Origin of the sequence: Streptomyces sp. NPDC050759, from assembly GCF_044456945.1 — a bacterium.
Lineage (GTDB): Bacteria > Actinomycetota > Actinomycetes > Streptomycetales > Streptomycetaceae > Streptomyces.
In genome coordinates this window covers 1221083-1247009 of the sequence record NZ_JBITGI010000001.1, presented here as the reverse complement: position 1 = coordinate 1247009, position 25927 = coordinate 1221083, and the positions used below count along the sequence as shown (strand labels likewise).

At 70.6% G+C, this 25927-nt stretch carries 19 protein-coding genes; 12 read left to right on the top strand and 7 right to left on the bottom strand.

Features of this window, described 5'->3' with window-relative positions; translation table 11 throughout:
- Window positions 1-6: 6 nt before the first annotated feature.
- On the bottom strand, window positions 7-1623 hold the full coding sequence (locus ACIBJB_RS05515; protein ID WP_398926726.1) for a carboxyl transferase domain-containing protein: 1617 nt from the start codon (window positions 1621-1623) through the stop codon (window positions 7-9).
- Window positions 1624-1720: 97 nt separating this feature from the next.
- On the opposite strand from ACIBJB_RS05515, the gene ACIBJB_RS05510 reads away from it, so the two are divergent.
- The 3 genes from ACIBJB_RS05510 (at window position 1721) to ACIBJB_RS05500 (ending at window position 4540) form a co-directional block, all read left to right on the top strand.
- Window positions 1721-2314, top strand: coding sequence for a TetR/AcrR family transcriptional regulator (locus ACIBJB_RS05510; RefSeq protein ID WP_326668149.1), 594 nt, complete (start codon window positions 1721-1723; stop codon window positions 2312-2314).
- A gap of 165 nt (window positions 2315-2479) precedes the next feature.
- Window positions 2480-3637 (top strand): acyl-CoA dehydrogenase family protein, encoded by a 1158-nt coding sequence (locus tag ACIBJB_RS05505; RefSeq protein ID WP_307075651.1) that lies wholly within the window; start codon window positions 2480-2482, stop codon window positions 3635-3637.
- A gap of 36 nt (window positions 3638-3673) precedes the next feature.
- On the top strand, window positions 3674-4540 hold the full coding sequence (locus ACIBJB_RS05500) for an acyl-CoA thioesterase (protein ID WP_398926723.1): 867 nt from the start codon (window positions 3674-3676) through the stop codon (window positions 4538-4540).
- A 7-nt stretch (window positions 4541-4547) separates the two neighbouring features.
- Here the strand turns inward: ACIBJB_RS05500 and ACIBJB_RS05495 are convergent, their stop codons facing one another.
- The gene (locus tag ACIBJB_RS05495) at window positions 4548-5336 is read right to left on the bottom strand and encodes a phosphatase (RefSeq protein ID WP_398926721.1); all 789 of its coding nucleotides are present in this window, start codon (window positions 5334-5336) and stop codon (window positions 4548-4550) included.
- A gap of 246 nt (window positions 5337-5582) precedes the next feature.
- On the opposite strand from ACIBJB_RS05495, the gene speB reads away from it, so the two are divergent.
- A complete protein-coding gene (gene speB, locus ACIBJB_RS05490; RefSeq protein ID WP_398926719.1) occupies window positions 5583-6551 on the top strand; it encodes an agmatinase in 969 nt (322 codons plus the stop codon).
- Complete coding sequence (locus ACIBJB_RS05485; protein WP_398926717.1) at window positions 6548-8233, top strand: thiamine pyrophosphate-binding protein; 1686 nt, start codon at window positions 6548-6550, stop codon at window positions 8231-8233. Before speB ends, ACIBJB_RS05485 begins: the two co-directional genes overlap by 4 nt.
- Before the next feature lie 70 nt (window positions 8234-8303).
- Here ACIBJB_RS05485 and ACIBJB_RS05480 read toward each other — a convergent pair whose 3' ends face one another.
- On the bottom strand, window positions 8304-8693 hold the full coding sequence (locus ACIBJB_RS05480) for a peptidoglycan-binding protein (RefSeq protein WP_398926715.1): 390 nt from the start codon (window positions 8691-8693) through the stop codon (window positions 8304-8306).
- A gap of 686 nt (window positions 8694-9379) precedes the next feature.
- Between ACIBJB_RS05480 and ACIBJB_RS05475 the strand changes: the two genes are divergently transcribed.
- Together ACIBJB_RS05475 and ACIBJB_RS05470 are read left to right on the top strand one after the other, a co-directional pair.
- The gene (locus tag ACIBJB_RS05475) at window positions 9380-10231 is read left to right on the top strand and encodes a PaaX family transcriptional regulator C-terminal domain-containing protein (protein WP_398926713.1); all 852 of its coding nucleotides are present in this window, start codon (window positions 9380-9382) and stop codon (window positions 10229-10231) included.
- 133 nt (window positions 10232-10364) lie between these two features.
- Window positions 10365-11939 (top strand): MFS transporter, encoded by a 1575-nt coding sequence (locus ACIBJB_RS05470; RefSeq protein WP_398926711.1) that lies wholly within the window; start codon window positions 10365-10367, stop codon window positions 11937-11939.
- 251 nt (window positions 11940-12190) lie between these two features.
- On the opposite strand, the gene ACIBJB_RS05465 is transcribed toward ACIBJB_RS05470, so the two are convergent.
- Both ACIBJB_RS05465 and ACIBJB_RS05460 read right to left on the bottom strand, forming a co-directional pair.
- The gene (locus ACIBJB_RS05465) at window positions 12191-12997 is read right to left on the bottom strand and encodes an endonuclease I family protein (protein ID WP_398926709.1); all 807 of its coding nucleotides are present in this window, start codon (window positions 12995-12997) and stop codon (window positions 12191-12193) included.
- A gap of 188 nt (window positions 12998-13185) precedes the next feature.
- Entirely contained in the window at window positions 13186-15381 is a 2196-nt protein-coding gene (locus ACIBJB_RS05460; RefSeq protein WP_398926707.1) for a glycosyltransferase family 39 protein, read from the bottom strand.
- A 143-nt stretch (window positions 15382-15524) separates the two neighbouring features.
- On the opposite strand from ACIBJB_RS05460, the gene ACIBJB_RS05455 reads away from it, so the two are divergent.
- The 5 genes from ACIBJB_RS05455 to ACIBJB_RS05435 all read left to right on the top strand — a co-directional run bounded on the left by ACIBJB_RS05455 (window position 15525) and on the right by ACIBJB_RS05435 (window position 23274).
- Window positions 15525-16367, top strand: a complete 843-nt coding sequence (locus ACIBJB_RS05455) for a serine hydrolase (protein ID WP_398926705.1) — start codon at window positions 15525-15527, stop codon at window positions 16365-16367.
- Window positions 16368-16415: 48 nt separating this feature from the next.
- Window positions 16416-17441: an esterase-like activity of phytase family protein gene (locus ACIBJB_RS05450; protein ID WP_398926703.1), complete on the top strand. Its 1026-nt coding sequence runs from the start codon at window positions 16416-16418 to the stop codon at window positions 17439-17441.
- Window positions 17442-17548: 107 nt separating this feature from the next.
- Window positions 17549-21262, top strand: coding sequence for an ABC transporter ATP-binding protein (locus ACIBJB_RS05445; protein ID WP_398926701.1), 3714 nt, complete (start codon window positions 17549-17551; stop codon window positions 21260-21262).
- A 103-nt stretch (window positions 21263-21365) separates the two neighbouring features.
- Complete coding sequence (locus tag ACIBJB_RS05440) at window positions 21366-21725, top strand: hypothetical protein (RefSeq protein ID WP_398926862.1); 360 nt, start codon at window positions 21366-21368, stop codon at window positions 21723-21725.
- 109 nt (window positions 21726-21834) lie between these two features.
- Window positions 21835-23274, top strand: a complete 1440-nt coding sequence (locus tag ACIBJB_RS05435) for a S28 family serine protease (RefSeq protein WP_398926699.1) — start codon at window positions 21835-21837, stop codon at window positions 23272-23274.
- A 24-nt stretch (window positions 23275-23298) separates the two neighbouring features.
- Here the strand turns inward: ACIBJB_RS05435 and ACIBJB_RS05430 are convergent, their stop codons facing one another.
- Both ACIBJB_RS05430 and ACIBJB_RS05425 read right to left on the bottom strand, forming a co-directional pair.
- Window positions 23299-23940 carry a hypothetical protein gene (locus tag ACIBJB_RS05430; RefSeq protein ID WP_398926697.1) on the bottom strand — a complete coding sequence of 214 codons (642 nt, stop codon included), beginning with the start codon at window positions 23938-23940 and terminating at the stop codon, window positions 23299-23301.
- Between the two features lie 133 nt (window positions 23941-24073).
- The gene (locus tag ACIBJB_RS05425; protein WP_398926695.1) at window positions 24074-25870 is read right to left on the bottom strand and encodes a glycoside hydrolase family 3 protein; all 1797 of its coding nucleotides are present in this window, start codon (window positions 25868-25870) and stop codon (window positions 24074-24076) included.
- Between the last annotated feature and the right edge of the window lie 57 nt (window positions 25871-25927).

Genomic DNA, 25927 nt, shown 5'->3' with positions numbered 1-25927 from the left:
GGGTCCTCACATCCGGAAGACGCCGAACTGGGGGTCGCCCAGCGGCGCGTTGGCGCATGCGGTCAGGGCCAGGCCGAGCACCTGCCGGGTGTCGAGCGGGTCGATGACCCCGTCGTCCCAGAGGCGGGCGGTGGCGTAGTAGGCGTTGCCCTGGCGCTCGTACTGGGCGCGGATCGGGTCCTTGAAGGCCTCTTCGTCCTCGGCGGGCCAGGACTCCCCGCGGGCTTCCAACTGGTCACGCTTGACGGTCGCGAGGACCGACGCGGCCTGCTCGCCGCCCATGACGGAGATCTTGGCGTTGGGCCACATCCACAGGAAGCGGGGGGAGTAGGCCCGGCCGCACATGGAGTAGTTCCCGGCGCCGTACGAACCGCCGACGACCACGGTCAGCTTGGGCACGCGCGTGCAGGCGACCGCGGTCACCATCTTGGCGCCGTGCTTGGCGATGCCGCCCGCCTCGTAGTCCCTGCCGACCATGAAGCCGGAGATGTTCTGGAGGAACAGCAGGGGGATGCCGCGCTGGTCGCACAGCTCGATGAAGTGCGCGCCCTTCTGGGCCGATTCGGAGAACAGGATGCCGTTGTTGGCGACGATCCCCACCGGGTGGCCGTGGATCTGGGCGAAGCCGGTCACCAGGGTCTGCCCGAACTCGGCCTTGAACTCGGCGAACCGCGAGCCGTCGGTGATGCGCGCGATGATCTCGCGTACGTCGTAGGGGGTGCGGGAGTCGGTGGGCACGGCGCCGTAGAGGCCGTACGGGTCGACCTTGGGCTCCACGGCGGGCCGGACGGACCAGGGCAGCGGCCCGCGCGCGGGGAGCGTGGCGGCGATGTTCCGCACGATCCTCAGGGCGTGGGCGTCGTCCTCGGCGAGGTGGTCGGTGACGCCGGAGATCCGGGAGTGCACCTCGCCGCCACCGAGCTCCTCCGCGGTGACGACCTCGCCGGTGGCGGCCTTCACCAGGGGAGGGCCGCCGAGGAAGATCGTGCCCTGGTTCCGGACGATGACGGCCTCGTCGCTCATCGCGGGGACGTAGGCGCCCCCGGCCGTGCACGAGCCGAGCACGGCGGCGATCTGCGGGATGCCCGCGCCGGACATCCTGGCCTGGTTGTAGAAGATCCGCCCGAAGTGCTCGCGGTCCGGGAAGACCTCGTCCTGCATCGGCAGGAAGGCGCCGCCGGAGTCGACGAGGTAGATGCAGGGCAGGCGGTTGTCGAGGGCGACCTCCTGCGCGCGCAGGTGCTTCTTCACCGTCATCGGGTAGTACGTGCCGCCCTTGACGGTGGCGTCATTGGCGACGATCACGCACTCGCGCCCGCTCACCCGCCCGATCCCGGCGATGACCCCGGCGGCCGGGGCCTGTCCGTCGTACAGCCCGTCGGCGGCGAGGGGAGCGAGCTCCAGGAAGGGCGAGCCGGGGTCGAGGAGGGCGTCCACCCGGTCCCGGGGCAACAGCTTCCCGCGTGCGGTGTGCCGCTCCCGCGCCCTCTCCCCGCCGCCCAGCCGGGCCGCGGCGAGCTTGTCCCGCAGCTCCTCCACGAGGGCCCGGTGGGCCGCCTCGTTGGCCTGCCAGGCCTCCGACGCGGGGTCCGCCGCGCTCGTCAGCTCGGGTGCCTGATCCATGTCCCGCGGTCCCCTCACCCAGTGATCGCCTGTTAATGAGCGTTAACCATTTCCTCTAGGTTAACGACCGCTAACCTCCCTGTCTAGAATTGCTTCCATGGCCACGAGAACCGACGCACCCACCCGCCGCGAGCAGATCCTCAAGGAGGCCGCGCGGCTGTTCGCCGAGCGTGGGTTCCACGGCGTGGGGGTGGACGAGATAGGCGCCGCGGTCGGCATCAGCGGGCCCGGCCTCTACCGGCACTTCGCCGGCAAGGACGCGATGCTGGCGGAGCTGCTGGTGGGGATCAGCGGGCAGTTGCTGACGGGGGCGAAGCGGCGGCTGGCGGAGTCGGACGGAACACCCGCCGAGGCGGTCCTCGACTCGCTCATCGAGGGGCACATCGACTTCGCGCTCGACGACCGCCCCCTGATCACCCTGCACGACCGCGAGCTGGACCGCCTCCGGGACAGCGACCGCAAGCTGGTACGGCAGCTGCAGCGACAGTACGTGGAGCTGTGGGTGGAGATCCTGCGCGGGGTCTACCCCGGCCTCGCCGAACCCGCCGCCCGCTCGGCGGTGCACTCCGTCTTCGGGCTCCTGAACTCCACCCCGCACCTGGGCCGCCCCGGCTCACTCCCGGGCCGAGGCGCCACCGCGGAACTGCTGCACCGCATGGCGAGGGGGGCGTTCGCGGCCGCGGCAGCGTGACGAGCGTTACGGGATCACCTCTGGACGGCTCTCCTTACCGACCGGTACCTTTTTCTATGAGCAAGCGCTTAGCCATGGGACCACAGCCATCAATTGAGCAACCCCCACGGCGAGCAACCACATACGCGAGAGCGGCGCCGGCTTAGGCGCAGAGAGGTGTCGGCGGTGCGCCGTACTGTGTTCAACGAGGACCACGAGGCGTTCCGGGAGACCCTGCGCGCCTTCATCGAGGCCGAGGTCGTCCCCGTCTACGACGAGTGGTTCGCGGCCGGTCAGGCGCCGCGCGACTTCTACTACAAGCTCGCCGAGCTCGGCGTCTTCGGCATCCGCGTGGACGAGGAGTTCGGCGGCGCCGGCATCGACTCGTACAAGTTCGAGGCCGTGATGTACGAGGAGACCGCGCGCGCGGGCGTGCAGTTCGGCGGCTCCGGTGTGCACGTCCTGCTCGGACTGCCGTACATCAAGATGCTCGCGACGGACGAGCAGAAGAAGCGCTTCCTGCCGAAGTTCGTCACCGGCGAGGAGATGTGGGCTCTCGCGATGACCGAGCCGGGCACCGGCTCCGACCTCGCGGGCATGAAGACCACCGCCAAGCTGTCCGAGGACGGCACGCACTACGTCCTCAACGGCTCCAAGACCTTCATCACCGGCGGCGTCCACGCCGACCGCGTGATCGTCTGCGCCCGCACCTCCGCGCCCACCGCCGAGGACCGCCGCCACGGCATCTCCCTCTTCGCCGTGGACACCAAGTCCGAGGGCTACTCCATCGGCCGCAAGCTCGACAAGCTCGGCCTGAAGACCTCCGACACCGCCGAGCTCGCGTTCGTCGACGTCAAGGTCCCCGTCGAGGACCTCCTCGGCGAGGAGAACAAGGGCTTCTACTACCTGGGCCACAACCTCGCCTCCGAGCGCTGGGGCATCGCCTTCGGCGCCTACGCGCAGGCCAAGGCCGCCGTCCGGTTCGCCAAGGAGTACGTCCAGGAGCGCACCGTCTTCGGCAAGCCGGTCGCGTCCTTCCAGAACACCAAGTTCGAGCTGGCCGCCTGCCAGGCCGAGGTCGACGCGGCCGAGGCCGTCGCCGACCGCGCCCTCGAGGCCCTCGACGCCGGCGAGCTCACCCCCGCCGAGGCCGCCTCCGCCAAGCTGTTCTGCACCGAGGTCGCCCACCGCGTCATCGACCGCTGCCTCCAGCTGCACGGCGGCTACGGCTTCATGAACGAGTACCCGATCGCCCGCCTGTACGCGGACAACCGCGTCAACCGCATCTACGGCGGCACCAGCGAGATCATGAAGACGATCATCGCGAAGGACATGGGTCTGTAAGCCGCCCGCAATCACCGGCCGGTACAAAAGAACCCCATGAGCCAGGCACTTCAGGATCTCCTCGATCTGCTCGACCTCGAGCAGATCGAGGAGGACATCTTCCGCGGCCACTCCCGCGCCGCCGTCGTCCCCCGCGTCTTCGGCGGGCAGGTCGCGGCGCAGGCGCTGGTCGCCGCCGGGCGGACGGTCCCCGAGGACCGGCTCGCCCACTCCCTGCACGCGTACTTCCTGCGCCCCGGCGACCCCGGCGCGCCGATCGTCTACACCGTCGACCGCATGAACGACGGCCGGTCCTTCACCGCCCGCCGCGTCCTCGCGATCCAGCACGGCCAGCCGATCTTCGCCCTCTCCGCCTCCTTCCAGCGGCACGAAGAGGGCTTCGACCACCAGGCCGCCATGCCCGCCGCCCCCGACCCGGCCACACTGCCCACCTCGGCGGACCGGCTGCGCGGCTACGACCACCTGGACCCGGCGGTCGTGGAGCGGTTCCTGGAGGCCCGCGAGGCGATCGACCTGCGCTACGCCGACGACCCGCCGTACGGAAAGTTCGGCGAGCCGCGCGAGCCGCACTCCCAGGTCTGGTTCCGCACCAACGGCAAGCTGGCCGACGACCCTCTCCTGCACGTCGTCCTCGCCACGTACGTCTCCGACATGACGCTCCTCGACTCGATCCTCCTCGCGCACGGCCGCGGCGGCTGGGCTGTCGGTGACGTCGTCGGGGCCTCGCTCGACCACGCGATGTGGTTCCACCGCCCCTTCCGCGCCGACGAGTGGCTCCTGTACGACCAGGAGTCCCCGTCGGCCCAGGGCGGCCGCGGCCTCGGCCAGGCCCGCATCTACACGCAGGACGGCCGGCTGGCCATCTCGGTGATCCAGGAGGGCGTGGTCCGCGCGCCCAGGTGACCGACGCCTACGACAGGCCGGACTCGCTCAGCAGGTACGCCGTCATCGGGTCGTAGTAGCGCGGGCTCACCACGTGGTCGTCCAGCGGCACGGTCACCTGGACCGTCCCCTCGGCCTCCGCAAGGAACAGCGCCGGGTCGTTGGAGTCGGCGTAGCCCACCGAGTCCACGCCGTGCTGTCCGGCGTAGCCCGCCCAGCCGTGGTCGGCGACGACCAGGTCGGGCAGCGGACGGCCCTCGCGCTCCAGGGCCGTGAGGATGGCCTTCATCGGGTCGCCGGAATGCGTGTGCCACAGCGTGGCGCCGTGCTCCAGGACCGCCACGTCCGCGAACTGCATCACGTACCCCTCGTCCGTCTGCAGCCCGTCCGGGATGACCACGATCTCGCAGCCGGCCGTGCGCAGCGCGGCGGCCGTGGCGTGGTGGACGTCGAGCATGCCGCCGGGGTGGCCGGTGGCGAACAGCACCCGCTGCTGTCCGTCCGCCGCCTTGCGCAGCCGGGCCGCCATGCGCTCCAGGCCGCCGACGGTCAGCTCGGGGTCGATGGTGTCCTGGCCGTACCGGTACTCCGGGTCGTCGTTGACGCCCACCCGCTCCGCCATCACCGCGAGCACGTCCTGCTCGTCGCTCCAGCGGTCCCCGAGCTCCAGGCCGAACCAGTAGTGGCGGTTGCCGTTCGCCAGCTGGCGGTAGTGGGAGAGGTTGTTCTCACGCGGCGTGGCGACCTCACCCGCGATACGGGTCTTCACAAGGTGGTCGACGAGCTCGGCGCGGCTGGGTGTCCCGGGTATCGGCATGTCTCCCATTCTGAAGCACGCCTTCACGGGATCGCCGCGCATCCCGCACGCTGGGACGCGGGTCACCCGATCATGGTCGCCGCAGCGCGAACCACAGCTCCGGGGTCCCGCTTGATGGACGTTTCCTCCATCCCGTCGCACTGCTGTGTACGAAACGCACAATTCGCGATCGCCTTCCGGACACCTAGTGTCGACTCGGACCGGCCGGCCAGGATCTGGGAAGCACAGGAAAGAAGGCATCACCCCATGAGCAGCAACGAGACCCCCCGCGGCCCCGTCGACTCCTCCCGCATCCCGCGGTACGCCGGACCCGCCACCTTCGCCCGGCTGCCGCGCCTCGACGAGGTCGGGCGGGCCGACGTCGCCGTCGTGGGTGTGCCCTTCGACTCGGGTGTCTCGTACCGGCCGGGCGCCCGCTTCGGCGGCAACGCGATCCGTGAGGCGTCCCGGCTGCTCAGGCCCTACAACCCCGCGCAGGACGCGTCCCCCTTCGCGCTGGCGCAGGTGGCGGACGGCGGCGACATCGCCGTGAACCCCTTCGACATCAACGAGGCCGTCGAGACGATCGAGGCGGCCGCGGACGACCTCCTCGGCACCGGCGCGCGCCTGATGACCCTGGGCGGCGACCACACCATCGCCCTCCCGCTGCTCAGGTCCGTCGCGAAGAAGCACGGCCCGGTCGCCCTACTCCACTTCGACGCCCACCTCGACACCTGGGACACCTACTTCGGCGCCGAGTACACGCACGGGACGCCGTTCCGGCGGGCCGTTGAGGAGGGGATCCTGGACACCTCCGCCCTCTCCCACGTGGGCACCCGAGGCCCGCTCTACGGCAGGCAGGACCTCACCGACGACGAGAAGATGGGCTTCGGCATCGTGACGTCCGCGGACGTCATGCGGCGCGGCGTCGACGAGATCGCCGACCAGCTCCGCCAGCGCGTCGGCGACCGTCCGCTCTACATCTCCATCGACATCGACTGCCTGGACCCGGCCCACGCGCCCGGCACGGGCACCCCCGAGGCGGGCGGCATGACCTCCCGCGAGCTGCTGGAGATCCTGCGGGGTCTGGCATCGTGCAACCTGGTGTCGGCGGACGTCGTCGAGGTGGCCCCCGCGTACGACCACGCGGAGATCACGGCGGTGGCGGCCTCCCACACCGCCTACGAACTGACCACGATCATGTCCCGCCAGATTGCAGAGGCCCGCACGCAGTGACCCACGACCACGACCTGGTGCTCCGCCCGACGGAGGCGCAGATTTCCGCTGCTCTCAGCCCTCCTCCCGGCCGCAACGGCGGAGACCTGGTCGTGGAGACGCTGGCCGCGCTCGGCGCGACGACCGTCTTCGGCCTGCCCGGCCAGCACGCGCTCGGCATGTTCGACGCGCTCCGGCGGTCCGACCTGCGCTACATCGGCCTGCGGGTGGAGAACAACGCGGGCTTCGCGGCGGACGCGTACGGCAGGATCACGGGGGAGGCGGCGCCGCTGCTGCTGTCGACGGGACCGGGGGCGCTGACGTCCCTGGCCGCGCTGCAAGAGGCGGCCGCGGCCTCGGCCCCCGTGCTGGCGATCAGCAGCCAGATCCCGGTGGCGGGCCTGGGCGGCGGCAGGCACGGCTATCTGCACGAACTCCCGGACCAGGCAGCTTCCTTCCGGGGCGTGGTGAAGTCGGTCCACACCGTCCGCGCCCAGTCCCAGATCCCGTCCGCGATCGAGGCGGCCTGGAAGTCGGCGCTGACCGCCCCGCACGGCCCGGTGTGGGTGGAGATCCCGCAGGACGTGCTGCTGTCCCCGACGCCGATCCCCGTGGTGACGGGCGGCGACGCGTTCCCCGAGGAGCTGCCTCCGCGCCCCGAACTCACCGCGGTGGCGGCCGACCTGCTGTCGAACGCGGTCCGACCGGCGATCATCGCGGGCGGGGGAGTCGTACGGGCGGACGCTTCGGGGAAGCTGCGGCAGCTGGCGGAGGTTCTGCAGACCCCGGTGGTCACGACTCCCGGCGGCAAGGGCGCCTTCCCCTGGAAGCACCCCCTGTCCCTCCAGTCCTGGATCGAGGACCGCCACACCACGGACTTCCTGGAGGACGCGGACGTACTCCTGGTGGTCGGCTCGGGGCTGGGCGAACTCTCCTCGAACTACCACACGTTCAAGCCGCGAGGCCGGGTCGTCCAGATCGAGGCGGACCTCGGCAAGCTGGAGTCCAACCACCCCGCGCTGGGCATCCACGCCGACGCCCGCCTGGCGTTGCAGGCGCTGCTGGAGACGGTGTCACCGAGGGAGGACGCGCAGGCTCCGGAGCGGGTACGTGACGTGCTGGCTCGCGTTTCGGACCGCATCGCCGCCCAGGAACTCACCCTGGAACAGGAGTTGTTGGCGTCGATCCGCAGGGCCCTCCCCACCGACTCCCCGTCCTTCTGGGACATGACGATCCTGGCGTACTGGGCCTGGTCGGCCTTCGACGCCAAGGGCCCCAACCACATGCACTCGGCCCAGGGCGCCGGCGGCCTCGGCTACGGCTTCCCCGCGGCCCTGGGTGCGGCGGTGGCCGACCCTTCGCGCCCGGTCCTGGCGGTGTCGGGCGACGGCGGCGCCCTGTACACCATCGCGGAGTTGGCGACCGCCCGCCAGTACGACCTGAACGTCACCTGGCTGATCGTCGACGACGGCGGGTACGGCATCCTGCGGGAGTACATGACGGACGCGTTCGGCGAGGCGACGGCGACCGAGCTGACCCGCCCCGACTATGTGGCACTGGCGGAGTCCTTCGGCGTGCCGGGGGTGCGGACGACCCCCGAGACGCTGGAGGCGGACCTGGTGAAGGCACTGGGCGAGCCGGGTCCCTCCGTGGTCGTACTCGCGGCTGTGCTGCGGATGTTCGCGCCGACGCATCTGGGCTGACGGCACGAGGAGGCGGCCCGTTCCCTCCCCCGAGGGGGAACGGGCCGCCGTGCGGTGGAGGTATGGCGGGTTACTTGGCCCGCAGCACCTTCCAGGTCTTCGGACCGACGATGCCGTCGTACGGCTTGATCTTGAACTCGTGCTGGAACCACAGCACGGCCTTCTTGGTCTTCGAGCCGAACTGGCCGTCGACCTTGAGCTTGGGCTTGTAGTCCGTGGTCTGGTTGATGTTCGCCTGCACCTCCTTGACGGCCTGGCCGCTGCTGCCGAACTTCAGCGTCTTGTGGCCCTTGTAGTAGCCGCAGTACCAGCCGAGGTCGACCTGGGGAGGGTCGGGGACCAGGCGGGGTTCCTCGTACCGGGCCAGGCCCCGCGGCGGATCGTGGTCAAGGACCAGGTCGACGCCACGGACTCGCTGTCCACCCCGATGGTCGCCGCCACCGGGTCCGAGCTGGCCCACGTGCGGGCCTGCCTGGTGCGGGACGGGGAGCGACACTGCTTCGGCACGGCGCCCACGGCGGGTCCCACGGCCGTCGGCGGACAGCGGCCGCGGCCCCTGACCGGAAGGCCGGAGTCGCGGACAAGTTCGATGCGCACAGCTCCCTGTCGACCCCGATGACCGCGGTCTCCCGGGACGACCTGGACGGCGTCCGGGCATGCCTGCTGCGCGGCGGCGAGCGGAACGGGGTCCCGCCCGGCGGTGCGTGCCGGGAGCCGCGTGCGGACTGTCGGCGCGGTGGTGTGTGATCGGCGGTATGGCATTGGTGTTCGGCAAGCCGGGTGTCGACGGGTTGAGCGAGGCCGTGGGCGTGCTGCGGGAGTGGCAGTACGACGGGGGCGCCCATGCCACTGCATCCGGGGGACCTGGGCGGGTTCTGGCGTTCGGCGCGGAGGTGACGGCCGCGGCGGTCCGGACCGGGAGCCGCCCGACTTCGTCAACGAGCCCACCACGATGCCCTGGGGCAACCGGTCGCCGCTGTTCTGCGACCCCGACGGCACCAAGTCGCCCTGGAGGACAGCGTGTTCGCGGAGTGAGACAACATGGTCACCGCGACGGCGGTGACGGCGGCGAAGCCGTCCTGACGGCGCCGGTCCACCCCCACCCCCTACCTGCCCGGCAGCGGGAACTGGTTCTACCCTTGCGCCGTGACCAGCTTCGATCAGCCCGAACAGGCAGGCAGCGCACCCCGGCCGCAGTCGTTGATGCTGAGCTTCTTCGGCATCCACGCCCTCGGCCGTGACGTCGCCCTGGCCGCCGGCAGCCTGATCGACGTGTTCGGCCAGGCCGGGATCACCGAGGATGCCGTACGGTCCACGCTCACCCGGATGGTCAAACGCGGCCTGCTCGAACGCCACCGGCGCGGCCGCAAGACGTACTTCGGCCCGACTCCCAGGGCCGTCGGCGTCCTCCAGGACGGCCACGACCGCATCTGGCACACCGGTGCCGTCAACCGTGACTGGGACGGCACCTGGACCCTCGTCGGCTTCTCCCTCCCGGAGGCCTGGCGCAGCGAACGCCACGACCTGCGCTCCCGACTGGTGTGGAACGGCTTCGGCCCCCTGCAGAACGGACTGTGGGTGGCACCGGGCACGGTGGACGTCCCCGAAGTGGTGGCAGGCCTGGGCCTCGACTCCTACCTCCGGGTCTTCCAGGGCTCCACGGCGGCCGCCCCCACCGACGCCCGCACCATCCTGCATACGGCGTTCGACGTGGAGTCCATCGCCAAGGGGTACGAGGCGTTCCTGGTCCGCTGGAGCGGCGCCGCCCAGGAGCCCGCGGACGCGGACCCCCTCGTACGACAGCTGCTCCTGCACACCGACTGGCTGGGCCAGGTCCGCCAGGACCCGCATCTGCCCGCCGAGCATCTGCCCGAGGGCTGGCCGGCGGCCCGCGCGGAGGAACGCTTCCACGAGCTCGCGCAACGCTACGACGCCCCGGCTCGCCAGGAGGCCGCGAGCGCGCTGGACCAGATCAAGGTGACCGCGGCAGGCGAGTGACGGCCCTCAGCACCCACAGCGGAGAGGCCTGCGGACTATTACTGGGCAATCCATTGACCGCCGTCTGAAAACTGCCCTACATTCAGCGCGTTCTCGGCGCGATGCTCAGCCGCCGCTCAAAGGAGAGCCCCTAGTGCCCACCGAAACGCGTTCACTCCCCGATTCCACCGACGCCCGCCCCTCCGGCGGCCTCCCCGTCGGCACCCTCATCGCCGGCTGCTTCGCGGTCTGCCTGGCACAGATCGCGCTGGCCATGCCGGCGACGTTGAACGGCCTCTTCCAGGAGGACCTGCACCCCGTCGGCTCCCAGCTCACCTGGATCTCGGACGCCTTCCTGCTCCCCGTCTCCGTTCTGGAGCTGACCTTCGGAGTCCTCGGCGACCTCTTCGGCCGCAAGCGCCTGCTGGTCGGGGGCGGTGCGCTGATCGTGGCCGGCGAGGCGCTGGCCGCCTCGGCGACCGGCATCCACATGCTCTGGGTCGGTCAGGCCATCGCCGGTCTGGGTGCGGCGGCACTGTTCCCGACCTCGCTGGCGATGATCGCCGCGGGAACGCACTCGGCGAGGGACCGCGCCCGCACGATCACGATCTGGGCGGCCGCTCTGTCGAGCGGTGGCTTCGTCGCTCCGGTGCTGGGTGGCATCACGGGCAACTACGGCTCCTGGCGCTGGGCGTTCATCGTCGTGACCGGCCTGGCGGTGATCAGCACGGTGCTGAGCCAGCTGCTGGCGCACAACTCCAGTGCCCCGGAAGGCCGTTCACTGGACCTGGCGGGCCAGATCACGATCGGCATCGGCATGTTCGCCCTGCTGTACGCGGTGATCCAGGGCCCGGCGGACGGCTGGACGGCGCGGCCGGTGATGATCGCGTACGTGGTGGCCGGTTTGTTCATCGTCCTGTTCATAGTGGCCGAACTCCGCGCGGACTCTCCGCTGTTGAGACTGGACCTGTTCAAGAACCGGGCGTTCGCGGTCGCGTCGTTCGTCGCGGTGGTCGGCATGTTCAGCTACCTGGGCACGGCGTACACGACGAGCATCCGCCTGGGCCCCATCCAGCACCAGAGCCCCTTGCGTGGCTCGTTCGCCTTCATCCTGCTCAACTCGTGGACCCTGCTGCTGATGCCGCTGATCTCGCGGCTACTGGAGAAGGTCAGCCCGCGCTGGGTACTGGGGGCGGGTCTGGCGCTGATGGCGGGCGGGGACTTCATGGCCGCGACGCTGTCGGTCAACGATCGCGCGCTGACCTCGCTGATCGTCCCGATCAGCCTGGTCGGCATCGGCTTCGCGCTCACGGTCTCCTCGATCACGTCGACGGCCGTCAACACGGTGGAGGTCCACTACGCGGGCATGGCCAGCGCTTCGACGAGCCTGCTGCGCGACTTCGGGTTCACCCTGGGTCCGGCGGTGATCGGCGCGATCGCGCTGAGCCACGCCGCGAACGAGTTCACGCAGAAGCTCGGCTCCTCCAACCTGTCCGCGCAGGTCAAGGCGGCCGCAGGCCAGGTCGCGGCCGAGGGCGGCCCCCTCGCCTCCAACTCCGTACCGCCGTCGTCGCCACCGGGAGGCGCGGTGCCGATCGCGCTGGAAGCCCTCGGCAACGGCTATGCGATCGGATACGTGGTGTGCGGGATCGCAGCACTTGCCTGCTGCCTGCTCAGCGTGGTGGCGCTGCGAGGGAAGGGGGTCGGCGCACCCTCGGCCGTCGTTTAGCGCACGTCTTCGCAGGCCGCCAGTCCAAGCCGGCCGCCCTGGAACGCTACCCGCCCGGGTGCGCGACGGCCGGGGCGACCGGCCCGGCCGGGTCCCCCCGTGAACGGGCCCGCATCCCCTCACCTCACCCACAGGGCGCAGAATGGATCTCCGGGAACAGAGGGACGCACGGGGAGGCGCGGGCCGTGGTGGTGCACGTCGAGCCGGACTGAACTCCCCTCGTGACTAGGGGAGTTCAGTCGCAGCGCTGCCTACCAGATCGCCTCGACCCACTCCGGGTGGTCGATGAACGGGTTGCGGTTGTGCTGGTAGGTGTCGTAGATGACCTGGTTGCGCTTCTCCTCGAAGGCGCTCGGCGGGTCCGCCTCGTTCCAGGCCTTGAGGACGGACAGCTTGCCGATGTAGGGCTTGGAGCCGTTGCCGACCTTCTCGTTGGGCTCCAGGTCGGCGAAGCCGTCGCCGCCGTCGTAGCGCACGGCCATGTAGAGGATCATGCGGGCCACGTCGCCCCGGTCCGCGGCGCGCGGCGCGAAGGAGTCGGAGTCGACGGTGCTGCCGCCGCCGTTGGTGACGGCGCTGCCGCCGTTGTCGAAGTCGAGGTTGCCGCGGATGCTGTTGACCTGGACGTCCGCGGGGCGCAAGTGGTGCAGGTCGGTGCCGGGCCCGGTCACCTCGCCGAAGTCACCGTGGGACTTGGCCCACACGTGCTCGCGGTTCCAGTCGCCGACGTCACCGCCGTTGAGGGACTTGCTGCGGGAGACACCGCTGTACAGCAGGATCACGTTGCTGCTGTTGTTCGGGTCCTGGTCGGTGACCTTGAGCGCGTCCCAGACCGCGGAGTACGAGATCTTCGAGACGTTGGCGCTGATGATCGTGTGCAGGGAGGACTTCAGGGTCGTGCCCGTCTTGCCGACCGCGTTCTTGTAGTACGTCGAGTCGTACGCGGTCGTCGTGGCGGCGGCCGGGGTCGTGGTCACGACCGGGGCGGCGAGCCCGACCAGCACGGCGGCGGTGGTGAGCGCCACCGACTTCCAGCTGCGGATGCGTGTCGCCAGCATAGGGGGGTCCCATCTACGCGGGTTGAATGGAGGCGGCAGATGGGAGCGTGGCATGAGCATGCTGCCTTGTAAATGGATGGCGCGTGTCCATCAGGTGACCTGAAACGGCAAATCAGGCCGTGTCTACGCGAGTTGACACGCCGAGCGGCCCCCGACGCGTGACCGGGGGCCGCTCTACCGGGACTTGGTCAGCTGACGTCCGACGGGTCCAGGCGGTAGACCGTCGAGGTACTGGTCGAGGAGGAGGACTCCGACGTCGAGCTCTTGCTCGTGCTGTAGTCGCTCTCCTTCACCGCCGTGCCGTTCTTCTGCACCCAGCTGGTGATCTCCCGGCTCAGGCTGCTGTTGCCGCCCATACCGCCGCCGCCGAGCTGGATGTAGTGCAACTCGCCCTTCTTCACCAGCTCCTTGAGCCTGGCGAGGGTCATCGCCTTGTCGGTGCCGGTGAAACCCCACATGGAGATGACAGGCTTGTGCGTGCTGAGGATCAGCTGGCCGGCACTCTGCGAATTGGACACCGCGAGCAGCCACTTGGCGCCGTCCTGGTGCTTCTCCAGGTACGAGACCAGCTCGCTGTCGACGCTGCCGCCCATGCCGCCCCCGCCGCCGGGGCGGTCTCCCGCGGTACCGGTGCCGCCGGGAGCCGTGCCACCGCCCGGGAACTCCCCGTTCGCGCCGCCCTGCGGGAGCTCACCGGCGCCGCCACCGGGCTGCATGCCGCCCCCGCTGCCGCCGGGGAGCTCCCCACCGGCCTGGCCGCTGCCCTGCTGGGTGCCGCCCGGCATCTGACCACCGGGGCCACCCCCGTCGCCGCCGAAGCCCCGGCCACCCCCGCCCCCGGGACCGCCCATGCCGCCCCCGGTCGACGGACCCGCCGTCGGGTTGGTGCCGCCCATGCCGCCGGCGGTGGTGGAGAAGGCCGGCGAGGCGGCGTACGCCGTCGGGCCCGCGAGGGCCGCCACGATCGCCGCCGCGACGGACACCCCGAGCAGCCGGTGCCGCGTCCCCGAGCCCGCCGTACGGAAGACGAACAGGCCCACGATCGCCAGGACCATGACCACGCCGACGACCGGCCACAGCCAGGTGTTCCAGCCGGTGGCCCGGCGCAGCAGCACGATCGCCCAGATTCCGGTGACCGCGAGCCCGGCCGGCAGCGCCCAGGACCAGCGGGCGTCACCGGCGCGGAAGGCGCGCCACAGCATGACGCCGCCCGCGCCGGTCAGCGCCGCGATGCCCGGGGCGAGCGCGGTCGTGTAGTACGGATGCATGGTGCCCTCCGCCATCGCGAAGGTCAGGTAGTGCAGCACCAGCCAGCCGCCCCACAGGACGAGCGCGGCGCGGGTGGTGTCGGTGCGCGGGGCCCGGCCGCACAGCACCAGACCGGCGACGAGCGCGAGGAACGCGAAGGGGATCAGCCAGGAGATCTGGCCGCCGAGGATGTCGTTGAACATCCGGCCGAGGCCCGCGGTGCCGGCGAAGGTGCCGCCCCCGCCGCCCCCGCCGCCCCCGCCGTTGCCCTCGCCGCCGAGGACCCGGCCCAGGCCGTTGTAGCCCATGATCAGGTTCCAGGCGGAGCCGTCGGTCGAACCGCCGATGTACGGCCGGTCGTCGGCGGGCACGAGCGAGACCGCCGTCGCCCACCAGAAGCTGGAGACCGCCAACGCCACAGCCGCGAGGGCCAGGTTGACGGCCTTCCTCCGCCAGCCGAGTCGCGAGGCGTACACGTACACCGCGAAGACGGCGGGCAGGGCGATGTAGCCCTGGAGCATCTTGGTGTTGAAGGCGAGTCCGAACAGGACCGCGGAGCCGATGAGCGGCAGCAGCCTGTCGGTGCGCACCGCGCGCAGCGCGAGAGCCGCGCCGCCGGCCATCAGCAGGACGAGGAGGGTGTCGGGGTTGTTGTCCCGGTTGATCGCGACGGTGATCGGGGTCAGCGCGAGGACGAGCGCGGCGATCGCGGCCGCCGCGTGCCCGAACACCCGCTTCACAGAGGTGTGCAGGATCCAGATCGTGCCGAGGGCGGCCGCGACCTCGGGCAGCATCATCTGCCAGGTGCCGAAGCCGAAGACGCGGCACGAAAGGCCCATGACCATCAGCGCGAACGGCGGCTTGTCGACGGTGAGGAAGTTCCCCGCGTCGAGCGACCCGAAGAACCAGGCTTTCCAGCTCTGCGTACCGCTATAGACGGCTGAGCTGTAGAAGCTGTTGAGGCTCGATCCGGACAGGTTCCAGGCGTACAGGACGGCCGCCAGGGCGAGGATCGCGAGCAGCGCGGGCAGCGACCAGCGCGGGGCCCTGTCCGGGGATGCCGCGGGTGGGGCCGGCGGTGGCCAGTCGGCGGACACGGTCTCGGCGTGGGGGTGGGGATCGGTGGCAGATGTCACCCGGGCATCGTGCGAAGGGCGGTTGGGTGAGGGCTGTGACGTAGCTGGCGCCATCCTGTGAAAACGTCACGGGCTGGGTAACGACTCGCACAACCATTCCCCATGCGTACAACCCTTCACCCGGACCCGAGAGTCAACAGGGCATGACTCGGGGGATAGCAAGACACGCGAAATGGATCGCGACGGGCGCGCTGGCCGCGTGCGTCGCCGCCGCCACGCCGGCCGCCGCCGCGACCGCACCGGCCGTCAGCTGCACGTCCGCCAAGGCGGGCCTCGCCGACAAACTCAAGCGGGACATCACGTCCGCCCTCTCCCACCGCTCCGGCACGATCGCCGTGGGCCTCTACGACCGTACGACCAAGACCACCTGCACCCTGCGCTCCTCCACCGCCTACGACTCGGCGAGCGTCGTCAAGGTGACCGTCCTCGCCACGCTGTTGTGGGACGCGAAGAAGCACAACAGGTATCTGACCGACCGTGAGAGCACCCTCGCCAAGGCCATGATCACCAAGTCGGACAACGACGCGACCAGCAAGCTGTGGCGGCAGCTCGGCCTGACGAAGATCAAAGGCTTCCTCACCGCGGCCGGCATGACCCAGACCAAGCCCGGGGCGAACGGCTACTGGGGTCTGACCCAGATCACCGTCACCGACGAGCAGAAGCTGCTCAAGCTGGTCACCGCGAGCAACACGGTCCTGAGCGACAACGCCCGTGCCTACATCCTGAAGTTGATGGGCCAGGTCATCTCGTCGCAACGCTGGGGCACACCGTACGGCGCCGGATCGGGCATCTCCTGGCACGTCAAGAACGGCTGGCTGCAGCGCTCCACGCACGGCTGGCGGGTGCACAGCGTCGGCACCTTCAAGGGTGGCGGCCACGACTACATGATCACGGTGCTCACCCACGGCAACAGCACCATGAACTACGGCATCACGACGATCCAGGGCGTCGCGAAGGTCATCCACCGTGACCTGGCGGCGAGCTGACGCCTGCCGGACTCCCGGACGTCACCGACCCGCCCTACGGTGACGCCCATGCAGCTGAGAACCGTACTCGCCACCACCACCGCGGCCCTGGCGGCGGCGACCTGCCTCGCGGCCACAGGCCCGGCGCAGGCCGCCGCGCCGGTGAGCCACGCCTGCTCCCCGTCCGTCTCCCTCGACCGCTTCTCCGACGCGCTCGACAAGACGACGTACGACGGCACCTTCGTCGGCAACCTCTCCGCGCTCGCGGTGGACGGGGACGGCTCGCTCGCCGCCCTCTCGGACCGCTCCTCGCTGTTCGCCCTGGACGCGAGGACCCTCGCGCCGAAGGCGGTCGTCCCGCTCGTCGACGAGAAGGGCGCCGCGCTGGACTCCGAGGGCCTGGTGATCGACCGGGACGGCACCCGGCTGATCACGTCGGAGACCGAGCCGTCGATCCGCCGTTACGCGAAGGACGGCACGATCCTCGACCGCCTGCCCGTGCCGGCCTCCCTCCAGGTGGCCCCGGCGGGCCGCGCCACGTCGAACCAGACCTTCGAGGGTCTGACCCTCATGAACGGCGGCCGCACCCTGCTCGCCGCCATGGAGTACGCGCTCTCCGGCGACACGGCCGGCCTCGTCCGCTTCCAGACCTGGCAGCGGCACGGAAAGGGCTGGAAGCCCGGAGTCCAGTACGCCTACCGCACCGACGCCGCCTTCCTCGGCGTCCCCGAGGTCCAGGCCCTCCCCGACGGTCGCCTCCTCGTCCTGGAGCGCGGCTTCACCTCCGGCGTCGGCAACACGGTCCGCCTGTACCTGGCAGACCCCCGCCACGCGACGGACACGAGCGGCGTCGAGAACCTCACGGGCCAGTCCGACGTGCGCCTGATCAAGAAGACCCTGCTCACGGACATCGCGAGCTGTCCGACCCTGGGTGCGACGGCCAAGCAGCCCCAGCCGAACCCGCTCCTCGACAATATCGAGGGCATGGCCGTCACGGGCGCGAGCAAGGGCCGCCTCAAGGTCCTGCTGGTCAGCGACGACAACCAGAACGCGGTGCAGACGACCCGGTTCTACTACCTCAGGGTGCGGCTCTGATCCTCGGGACTGTTGCGGAGGGATGAAATCCGCTTGGTTTCGCGTTGGTGCCTTCCGGTAGATCAGGTCGAGTGGATCAGGTCGAGGGACACACCGGAGGGCACCGCGTGGAACCGCAACGGGGATGGGCACGACGACTGGCCGGGTACGCCTGGCGTTACCCCAAGGACGTCGTCCTCGCTCTGGTCTCGTCCCTCGGCGGCATGGCCGTCATGGCGATCGTCCCCCTGATCACCAAGGTGATCATCGACGACGTCATCGGCGACCACAGCAGGGACATGGCCCCCTGGGCCGGCGCCCTGATCGCCGCGGCGGTCCTCGTCTACGTCCTCACCTACATCCGCCGCTACTACGGCGGCCGCCTCGCCCTCGACGTCCAGCACGACCTGCGCACGGAGATGTTCGGCACGATCACCCGCCTCGACGGCCGCCGCCAGGACGAGCTGTCCACGGGCCAGGTCGTCGGCCGGGCCACCAGCGACCTCCAGCTGATCCAGGGCCTGCTCTTCATGCTGCCGATGACGATCGGCAACTTCGCCCTCTTCCTGATCTCCCTGGTCGTGATGGCCTGGCTGTCGATCCCGCTCACCCTGGTCGCCCTGGCCGTCGCCCCGGCGATCTGGTGGATCGCGAAGCGCTCCCGCTCCAAGCTGCACCCCGCCACCTGGTACGCCCAGGCCCAGGCCGCCGCCGTCGCGGGCGTGGTCGACGGCGCCGTCAGCGGCGTACGCGTGGTCAAGGGCTTCGGCCAGGAGGACCAGGAGACCGGGAAGCTCAGGGAGGTCGGCCGCCGCCTCTACGCGGGCCGCCTGCGCACGATCCGCTTCAACTCGAAGTACACCCCGGCCCTCCAGGCCGTCCCCGCCCTCGGCCAGGTCGCGATGCTGGCCCTCGGCGGCTGGCTCGCGGTCCGCGGTCACATCACGCTCGGCACCTTCGTCGCCTTCTCCACCTACCTCGCCCAGCTCGTCGGCCCGGTCCGCATGCTCGCCATGGTCCTCACGGTCGGCCAGCAGGCCCGCGCCGGCACCGAGCGCGTCCTGGAGCTGATCGACACCGAGCCGTATCTGAAGGACGGCAGCAAGGAACTCCCCGCCGACGCCCCGGCCACCGTCGAGTTCGACGACGTGTCCTTCGGCTACGACCATGAGCGCCCCGTCCTCGACGGGCTCAGCTTCGAGATCCGCGCCGGCGAGACCCTCGCGGTCGTCGGCTCCTCCGGCTCGGGCAAGTCCACCGTCTCCCTGCTCCTGCCGCGCTTCTACGACGTCACCCACGGCGCCGTCCTCATCGGCGGCCACGACGTCCGCGAGCTGACCCTGGACTCCCTGCGGGCCGCGATCGGCCTGGTCCCCGAGGACTCGTTCCTGTTCTCGGACACGGTCCGCAACAACATCGCGTACGGCCGTCCCGACGCGACCCAGGAGGAGGTCGAGAAGGCCGCCCGCGCCGCCCAGGCGGACCGTTTCATCGCCGAGCTCCCCGAGGGCTACGACACCAAGGTCGGCGAGCACGGCCTCACCCTCTCCGGCGGCCAGCGTCAGCGCGTCGCGCTCGCCCGGGCGATCCTCACCGACCCGCGCCTGCTCGTCCTGGACGACGCCACCTCCGCCGTGGACGCGCAGGTCGAGCACGAGATCCACGAGGCCCTCAAGCAGGTCATGGAGGGCCGAACGACCCTGTTGATCGCCCACCGCCGCTCCACCCTGAACCTCGCCGACCGCATCGCCGTCCTGGAGAACGGCCGCCTCGCCGACCTCGGCACCCACGAGGAGCTCCAGCACCGGTCGCCCCTCTACCGCCGCCTGCTCACCGACCCCGACGGCCTCGGCGGCACCTCCCCGGGCCACGCCCACCCGGCCGCCGTACAAGCCGTGGACGAGGACACCTCCGTACGCGACGAGCTGGACGCCGAGTTCGACGCCGAGCGCGGCGTCACCCCCCGCCTGTGGACCGGCGACCGTGAGCGCAAGGATCTGGCCCTCGCCGGCACCCCGGCCACCCCCGAACTCCTCGCCGAGGTCGACGCGTTGCCCCCGGCGACGGACACCCCCGCAATCGACGAGGCACGCGCGGTCACGCCCGAGGAGTCGTACGGGCTACGACGGCTGCTGCGGGGCTTCGGCCGCCCGCTGCTGATCAGCCTGGGCCTGGTCGCCGTGGACGCCGGCATGGGCCTGCTGCTCCCGGTGATGATCCGGCACGGCATCGACGACGGTGTCACGCGGATGGCCATGGGCGCGATCTGGACGGCGACCGTGCTGGCCCTGCTCTCGGTCCTCGTCCAGTGGGCGGCCCAGATCGGCGAGACCCGGATGACCGGACGCACCGGCGAGCGGGTCCTGTACTCCCTGCGTCTGAAGATCTTCGCCCAGCTCCAGCGGCTCGGACTCGACTACTACGAGCGGGAGTTGACGGGCCGGATCATGACGAGGATGACGACGGACGTCGACGCCCTCTCCACCTTCCTGCAGACCGGCCTGGTCACCGCGTTCGTCTCGGTCGTCACCTTCTTCGGCATCATGGGCGCCCTGCTGGTGCTCGACGTCCAGCTGGCGCTGGTCGTCTTCGCGACGCTCCCGCCGCTGATCGTCGCCACGTACTTCTTCCGCAAGGCGAGCGTGAAGGCGTACGAACTCGCCCGTGAACGCGTCTCGCTGGTCAACGCCGACCTCCAGGAGTCGGTGTCCGGGCTGCGGATCGTGCAGGCGTTCGGCCGGGAGCGGGACGGCGGGGCGCGGTTCGCCGAGCGCAGTGACAGTTACCGCACCGCCCGCATCCGGGGCCAGTGGCTGATCTCGATCTACTTCCCCTTCGTCCAGCTGCTGTCCTCGGTGGCCGCCGCGGCCGTGCTGATCGCGGGCGCGGGCCGGGTGGACGCGGCGACCCTCACGACCGGCGCCCTGGTCGCCTACCTCCTCTACATCGACCTGTTCTTCGCCCCGGTCCAGCAGCTTTCCCAGGTCTTCGACGGCTACCAGCAGGCGACCGTCTCCCTGGGCCGCATCCAGGAGCTGCTCCAGGAACCGACGTCCACGAAGGCGGCCGAGGAGCCCCTGGAGGTCCTCTCCCTGCGCGGCGACGTCGCCTTCGAGGACGTGCACTTCGCGTACGGGGACGACGAGGAGGCCCTCGGCGGCATCGACCTGAAGATCCCCGCCGGTCAGACGGTCGCGTTCGTCGGCGAGACGGGCGCGGGCAAGTCCACCGTGGTCAAACTGGTGGCCCGGTTCTACGACCCGACAGGTGGCCGGGTCACGGTCGACGGCACCGACCTGCGCGCCCTGGACCTGACCTCCTACCGCCACCGTCTCGGCGTGGTCCCCCAGGAGGCCTACCTCTTCCAGGGCACGATCCGCGACGCCATCGCCTACGGCCGCCCGGACGCCACCGACGCCGAGGTCGAGGCGGCGGCCCGCGCGGTCGGCGCCCACGAGATGATCGCCACGCTGGAGGGCGGCTACCTCCACGAGGTCGCCGAACGCGGGCGCAACCTCTCCGCCGGCCAGCGCCAGCTGATCGCGCTGGCCCGCGCCGAGCTGGTCGACCCGGACATCCTGCTCCTCGACGAGGCCACGGCGGCCCTGGACCTCGCCACCGAGGCCCTGGTCAACCAGGCCACCGACCGTCTCGCGGGCCGCCGTACGACCCTCGTTGTGGCCCACCGCCTGACCACGGCGGCTCGCGCGGACCGGGTCGTGGTCATGGCCCACGGCCGCGTGGTCGAGGACGGCACCCACGACGAGCTGCTCGCGCGGGAAGGGCGGTACGCCGAGTTGTGGCGGACGTTCGTGGGGGAGCCGGTCGAGGTGTCCGGCTGACGGTCGTGCAACCGTCCGACATACGCTCTGCGTCCGTACACCTGTACGCCCAAGAGCTGCGGGAGGGACGGCAGTGAAAAGTGGAGCGATGCGGCGGCTGGCGATGGGACTGGCCGTGACGGTGGCGGCCGGGATGCTCGGGGTCGCCGTGCCGGGACAGGCACAGGCCGCGGCCTCGTCCTGCGAGGGACGCAAGGTGAGATCGTTCCCGTTCTCCACCGGCACCGTGGAGGTGTACAAGCGGCGCGGCTACGTGTGCGCGGTCACCCTTCCCAGGCGCCCCGGGGTCCGGCAGTACATGAAGGTGAGCCTGCGGGCGTACGGGTTGCGGCCGGTCGAGGACGCGGGCCGGTACAAGTACCGGGCCGGACCCGTCACCGTGCACGCCGGGCAGCGAAAGGTGTGGGTGAAGGGCCAGGTCGGCCGGGGCACGTACGATTCGGACGGCTGGATCCGGCTCTGAGGCACAGCTTTCTCACAGGGTTTTCCCCACAAGGCGTCACCTCCCCTGGTGTTGACCGGACTTGCCCCGCTAGCGTCCGGCGCACATCTGTACTCACAGGGGAGGGTGCATGCGCAAGGCGCTCAGATGGCTCCTCACGCTGGCCGTGCTCATCGGCACGGTCAGTACGGCAGGGGCGGCCACCGCCGCCGAGCCGGAGGCCGACGGCACCAGTGCCGCCACCGACATCAAGGATCAGCTCCTCGCCGTCCCGGGGATGAGCCTGGTCGAGGAGAAGCCGTACACCGGCTACCGCTTCTTCGTCCTGAACTACACCCAGCCGGTCGACCACCGGCACCCGTCCAAGGGCACGTTCCAGCAGCGGATCACCGTCCTGCACAAGGACGTCTCGCGCCCGACGGTCTTCTACACCGGCGGCTACAGCGTCTCCACGACGCCCCGCCGCAGTGAGCCGACCCAGATCGTGGACGGCAACCAGGTCTCCATGGAGTACCGCTTCTTCACGCCCTCCCGGCCCGACCCGGCCGACTGGACGAAGCTGGACATCTGGCAGGCGGCCAGCGACCAGCACCGCATCTTCAAGGCGCTGAAGAAGATCTACTCGAAGAACTGGATCTCCACGGGCGGCTCCAAGGGCGGCATGACCGCCACCTACTACGAGCGCTTCTACCCGCGCGACATGGACGGGGTCGTCGCGTACGTCGCCCCCAACGACGTGGTGAACGACGAGGACTCGGCGTACGACCGCTTCTTCGAGAAGGTCGGCACCCAGGAGTGCCGCGACCGGCTGAACGCGGTGCAGCGCGAGGCCCTGGTGCGGCGCGAGCCGCTGGAGAAGAAGTACGCCCAGTACGCGGCGGCGGAGGGCTTCACCTTCACCACCGTCGGCAGCCTCGACAAGGCCTACGAGGCCGTCGTACTCGACTACGTCTGGGGATTCTGGCAGTACAACCTGCTGGCCAACTGCGCTGACGACGAGCTGATCCCGCCGAACGCGAAGACCGCGACCGACGACCAGATCTGGAACTCGATCGACACCGTCTCCGGGTTCTCCTTCTACACCGACCAGGGTCTGGAGCCGTACACGCCGTACTACTACCAGGCGGCCACCCAGCTCGGCGCCCCGACGATCCACTTCCCGCACATCGAGAAGAAGTACGTCCGCTACGGCTACCAGCCGCCGCGCACCTTCGTCCCGCGGGACATCCCGACGACGTTCCAGCCGTACGCGATGCGGGACGTGGACACCTGGGTGCGGAACAACGCCCGTCACATGCTCTACGTCTACGGTCAGAACGACCCGTGGGGCGGGGAGCGGTTCCGCGTCGACAAAGGGGCGAAGGACGCGTACGTGTTCACCGCGCCCGGTATGAACCACGGGGCGAACGTCGCCGGTCTGGTCGCCGACCAGAAGGCGTTCGCCACGGCCAGGATCCTCGCCTGGGCGGGCGTCCCGGCCACGGCCGTGGCCGAGGCGAAGCCGCTCGCGAAGTTCGACAAGAAGCTGGATGTCCGTGACGTGGAGCGCGAGCCCGCCCTGCGTCCGTAGTCCGCTCGCCGCGCCCGGCCGGGATCACAACGGCCGGGCGCAGCCCACCGGCTGAGCGCCGCCGAGCTGGACGTACAGGGCTGTCGACAGCGGGCACCGGCTGCGCTCGGCGGCCGCCTTCACCACCTTGTACTGCGGTTTCCTCGCGCCCTTGCCGTCACACGCGGTCTCCCTGACCTGCCCGCTGCCCGAGCCGTACACGCAGTCGCCGACGATGGTCCGCGGTCCGCCCCCGCCGCCGGGGTCACCGGGGTGCGGCGGTTGCAGGTTGCGCATGCAGGCGTATCCCTGCGGCACCGCCCCGTCGCCGTCCTCGTCGGAGATCTGGCTCTGCTCGCTGATGTGCAGCACGAAGTCGGTGGTCGCCGGGCACGGCGGCCCGCCTGCCGGGGTGCCGTCGTGCCGGGCCACGACCCGCGCCGCCGCCCGCTCACTGGTGCAGGGCACCTCGGTGAAACTGGCCTTGCCGAAGGAGCTGCACTCGTCGACCGCGAGGAACACCGCGCCGAAACCGGAGGCCCGGGTCGCGGACGGCGAGACCGGGGCCGTGGCGCCGGTCCCCTCGTCGCTCTCCCCGCCCGCCGCCGGCTGCGTGCACCCCGTCAGCAGGGCGGCGAGCAGCGCCAGCAGTACGTACACCGCCCCCGTGGACAACCTCTCGCGCATCGCCATCCCCCCGCACTACCCCCACCGCCCAGCGTGACCGTCGCGGCGGGGTCACGCCAGACGTGTGGGGTCCTTTGCGCCTTTCGGGGGTGATGTACGAGTTGCGAGTCGTACGCGAACTACGTCCCGCGCGCTATCGGTCGTACGACAGCCCGTACCCGACCGGGTACAGCACCTTCGCCGGATCGTCCGCCCGCTGCACCGGCACCGGCAGCCTCCCGCGCGGGGCCGCCTGTCCGGCGATCACCCGTGCCGCCGCCCGCAGTTCGACATCGGTCCAGGAGTAGGACGCCAAGTACGCCGGGACAGAGGGAAGTTGGGCCACGTCGTAGGGGTTGCGGATCGCGACGGCCACCACCGGCCTCCCGGTCGCCACGAGCCGCTCGACGAGTGTCTTCTGGGCGGCCGTGATGTTGTACGTCCCCACGATCACCGCGTCCGCATCCTGTGCGGCGGCGACGGCCTGGGCGACGGTGGCCGCCGAGGGGGCCGTACCGGTCGGCAGGGCGGTGGCCGTGAAGCCCAGTTCGGTGAGGGCGGCGGCGAGGACACCGGTCGGCGGGCCCGTCGTTCCCGAGGGAGAGGCGGGGTCGGCGCCCACCACCAGCAGCTTGCGGTGGGTGCGGCGGTCCAGGGGCAGCAGTCGCTGCTCGTTGACCAGCAGGGTCGTCGTCCGCTCGGCGATCCGGTCGGCCGCGGCGAGGTGGGCGGGGGCGCCGACGGTCCGGGTGACGCCGCCGTGGCTGACGTACGGCTCCTCGAAGAGGCGCAGCCGGGCCTTGAGCCGCAGGATCCGCAGGATCGACTCGTCCAGCCGCGCCTCGGTGAGCTCGCCGTCCCGTACGGCCTTCAGGACGGCGTGCCACGCCACGTCCAGGGACGGCGGGTTGAGGAGCTGGTCGACACCGGCCTTGAGGGCGAGGACGGGGACACGGTCGTCGCCGTACTTCGTGCGGACGCCCTCCATGCCGAGGGAGTCCGTCACCACGACCCCGTCGTAGCCGAGTTCGCCGCGCAGGATGCCGGTGAGGATCGGGTGGGAGAGGGTGGCCGGGTCACCGGAGGCGTCGAGGGCCGGGAACTGGATGTGCGCGGTCATGATCGAGTCGATGCCGGCGCGGATCGCGGCCCGGAAGGGAACGGCGTCCAGCTTCTCCCACAGTTCCCGGCTGTGGGTGATGACCGGGAAGCCGTAGTGGCTGTCGACGGCGGTGTCCCCGTGCCCCGGGAAGTGCTTGGCGGTCGCGGCGACCCTGGCGCCCTGGTATCCGGCGACCTCGGCGGCGACGAGACCGGCGACTTTTTGGGGGTCAGCGCCGAAGGAACGGACGCCGATGACGGGGTTGGCCGGGTTGACGTTGACGTCGGCGACGGGGGAGTAGTTCTGCCGGATGCCGATGGCTCGCAGTTCCTGCCCCGCGATCCGGCCGAGGGTGCGGGCGTCCTTCCGTGAACCGTCGGCGCCGATCGCCATGGCGCCCGGGAAGAGGGTGGCGGGCTCGCCGACCCGGCAGACGATGCCGTGCTCCTGGTCCGTGGAGATGAGGACGGGCAGTCCGCGCGGCTGCTGCAGTGACGCCTTCTGGATGCCGTTGGACAGGTCGGCGATCTGGTGCGGATCACGGGTGTTGTGCGCCCAGGTGAAGTAGATGATCCCGCCCACCCGGTACCTGGCGATCATCTCGGCGGCCGTACGGACGCCGATCTCCTTGAGGTTGGCGTCGATGTCGGCCTGGTCGGGGGCGGTGGCGGAGTGGCCGTAGACCCGCATCACGAAGAGCTGGCCGACCTTCTCCTCGAGTGTCATACGGGAGATGAGCGAACGGAGTTGCTTGTCGTGCTTCTTGTCGTCCGCGTGTGCGGTCCCGCTGACGGCGAGTGAGGCGGCGACGCCTGCTGTGGCGGCGAGGACGGTACGTCTGGAGGGCACGTGCGCTCCTTCCGGAGGTGATCCGCTGAAGGAAACTTTCGTGGGGTCACCAATATC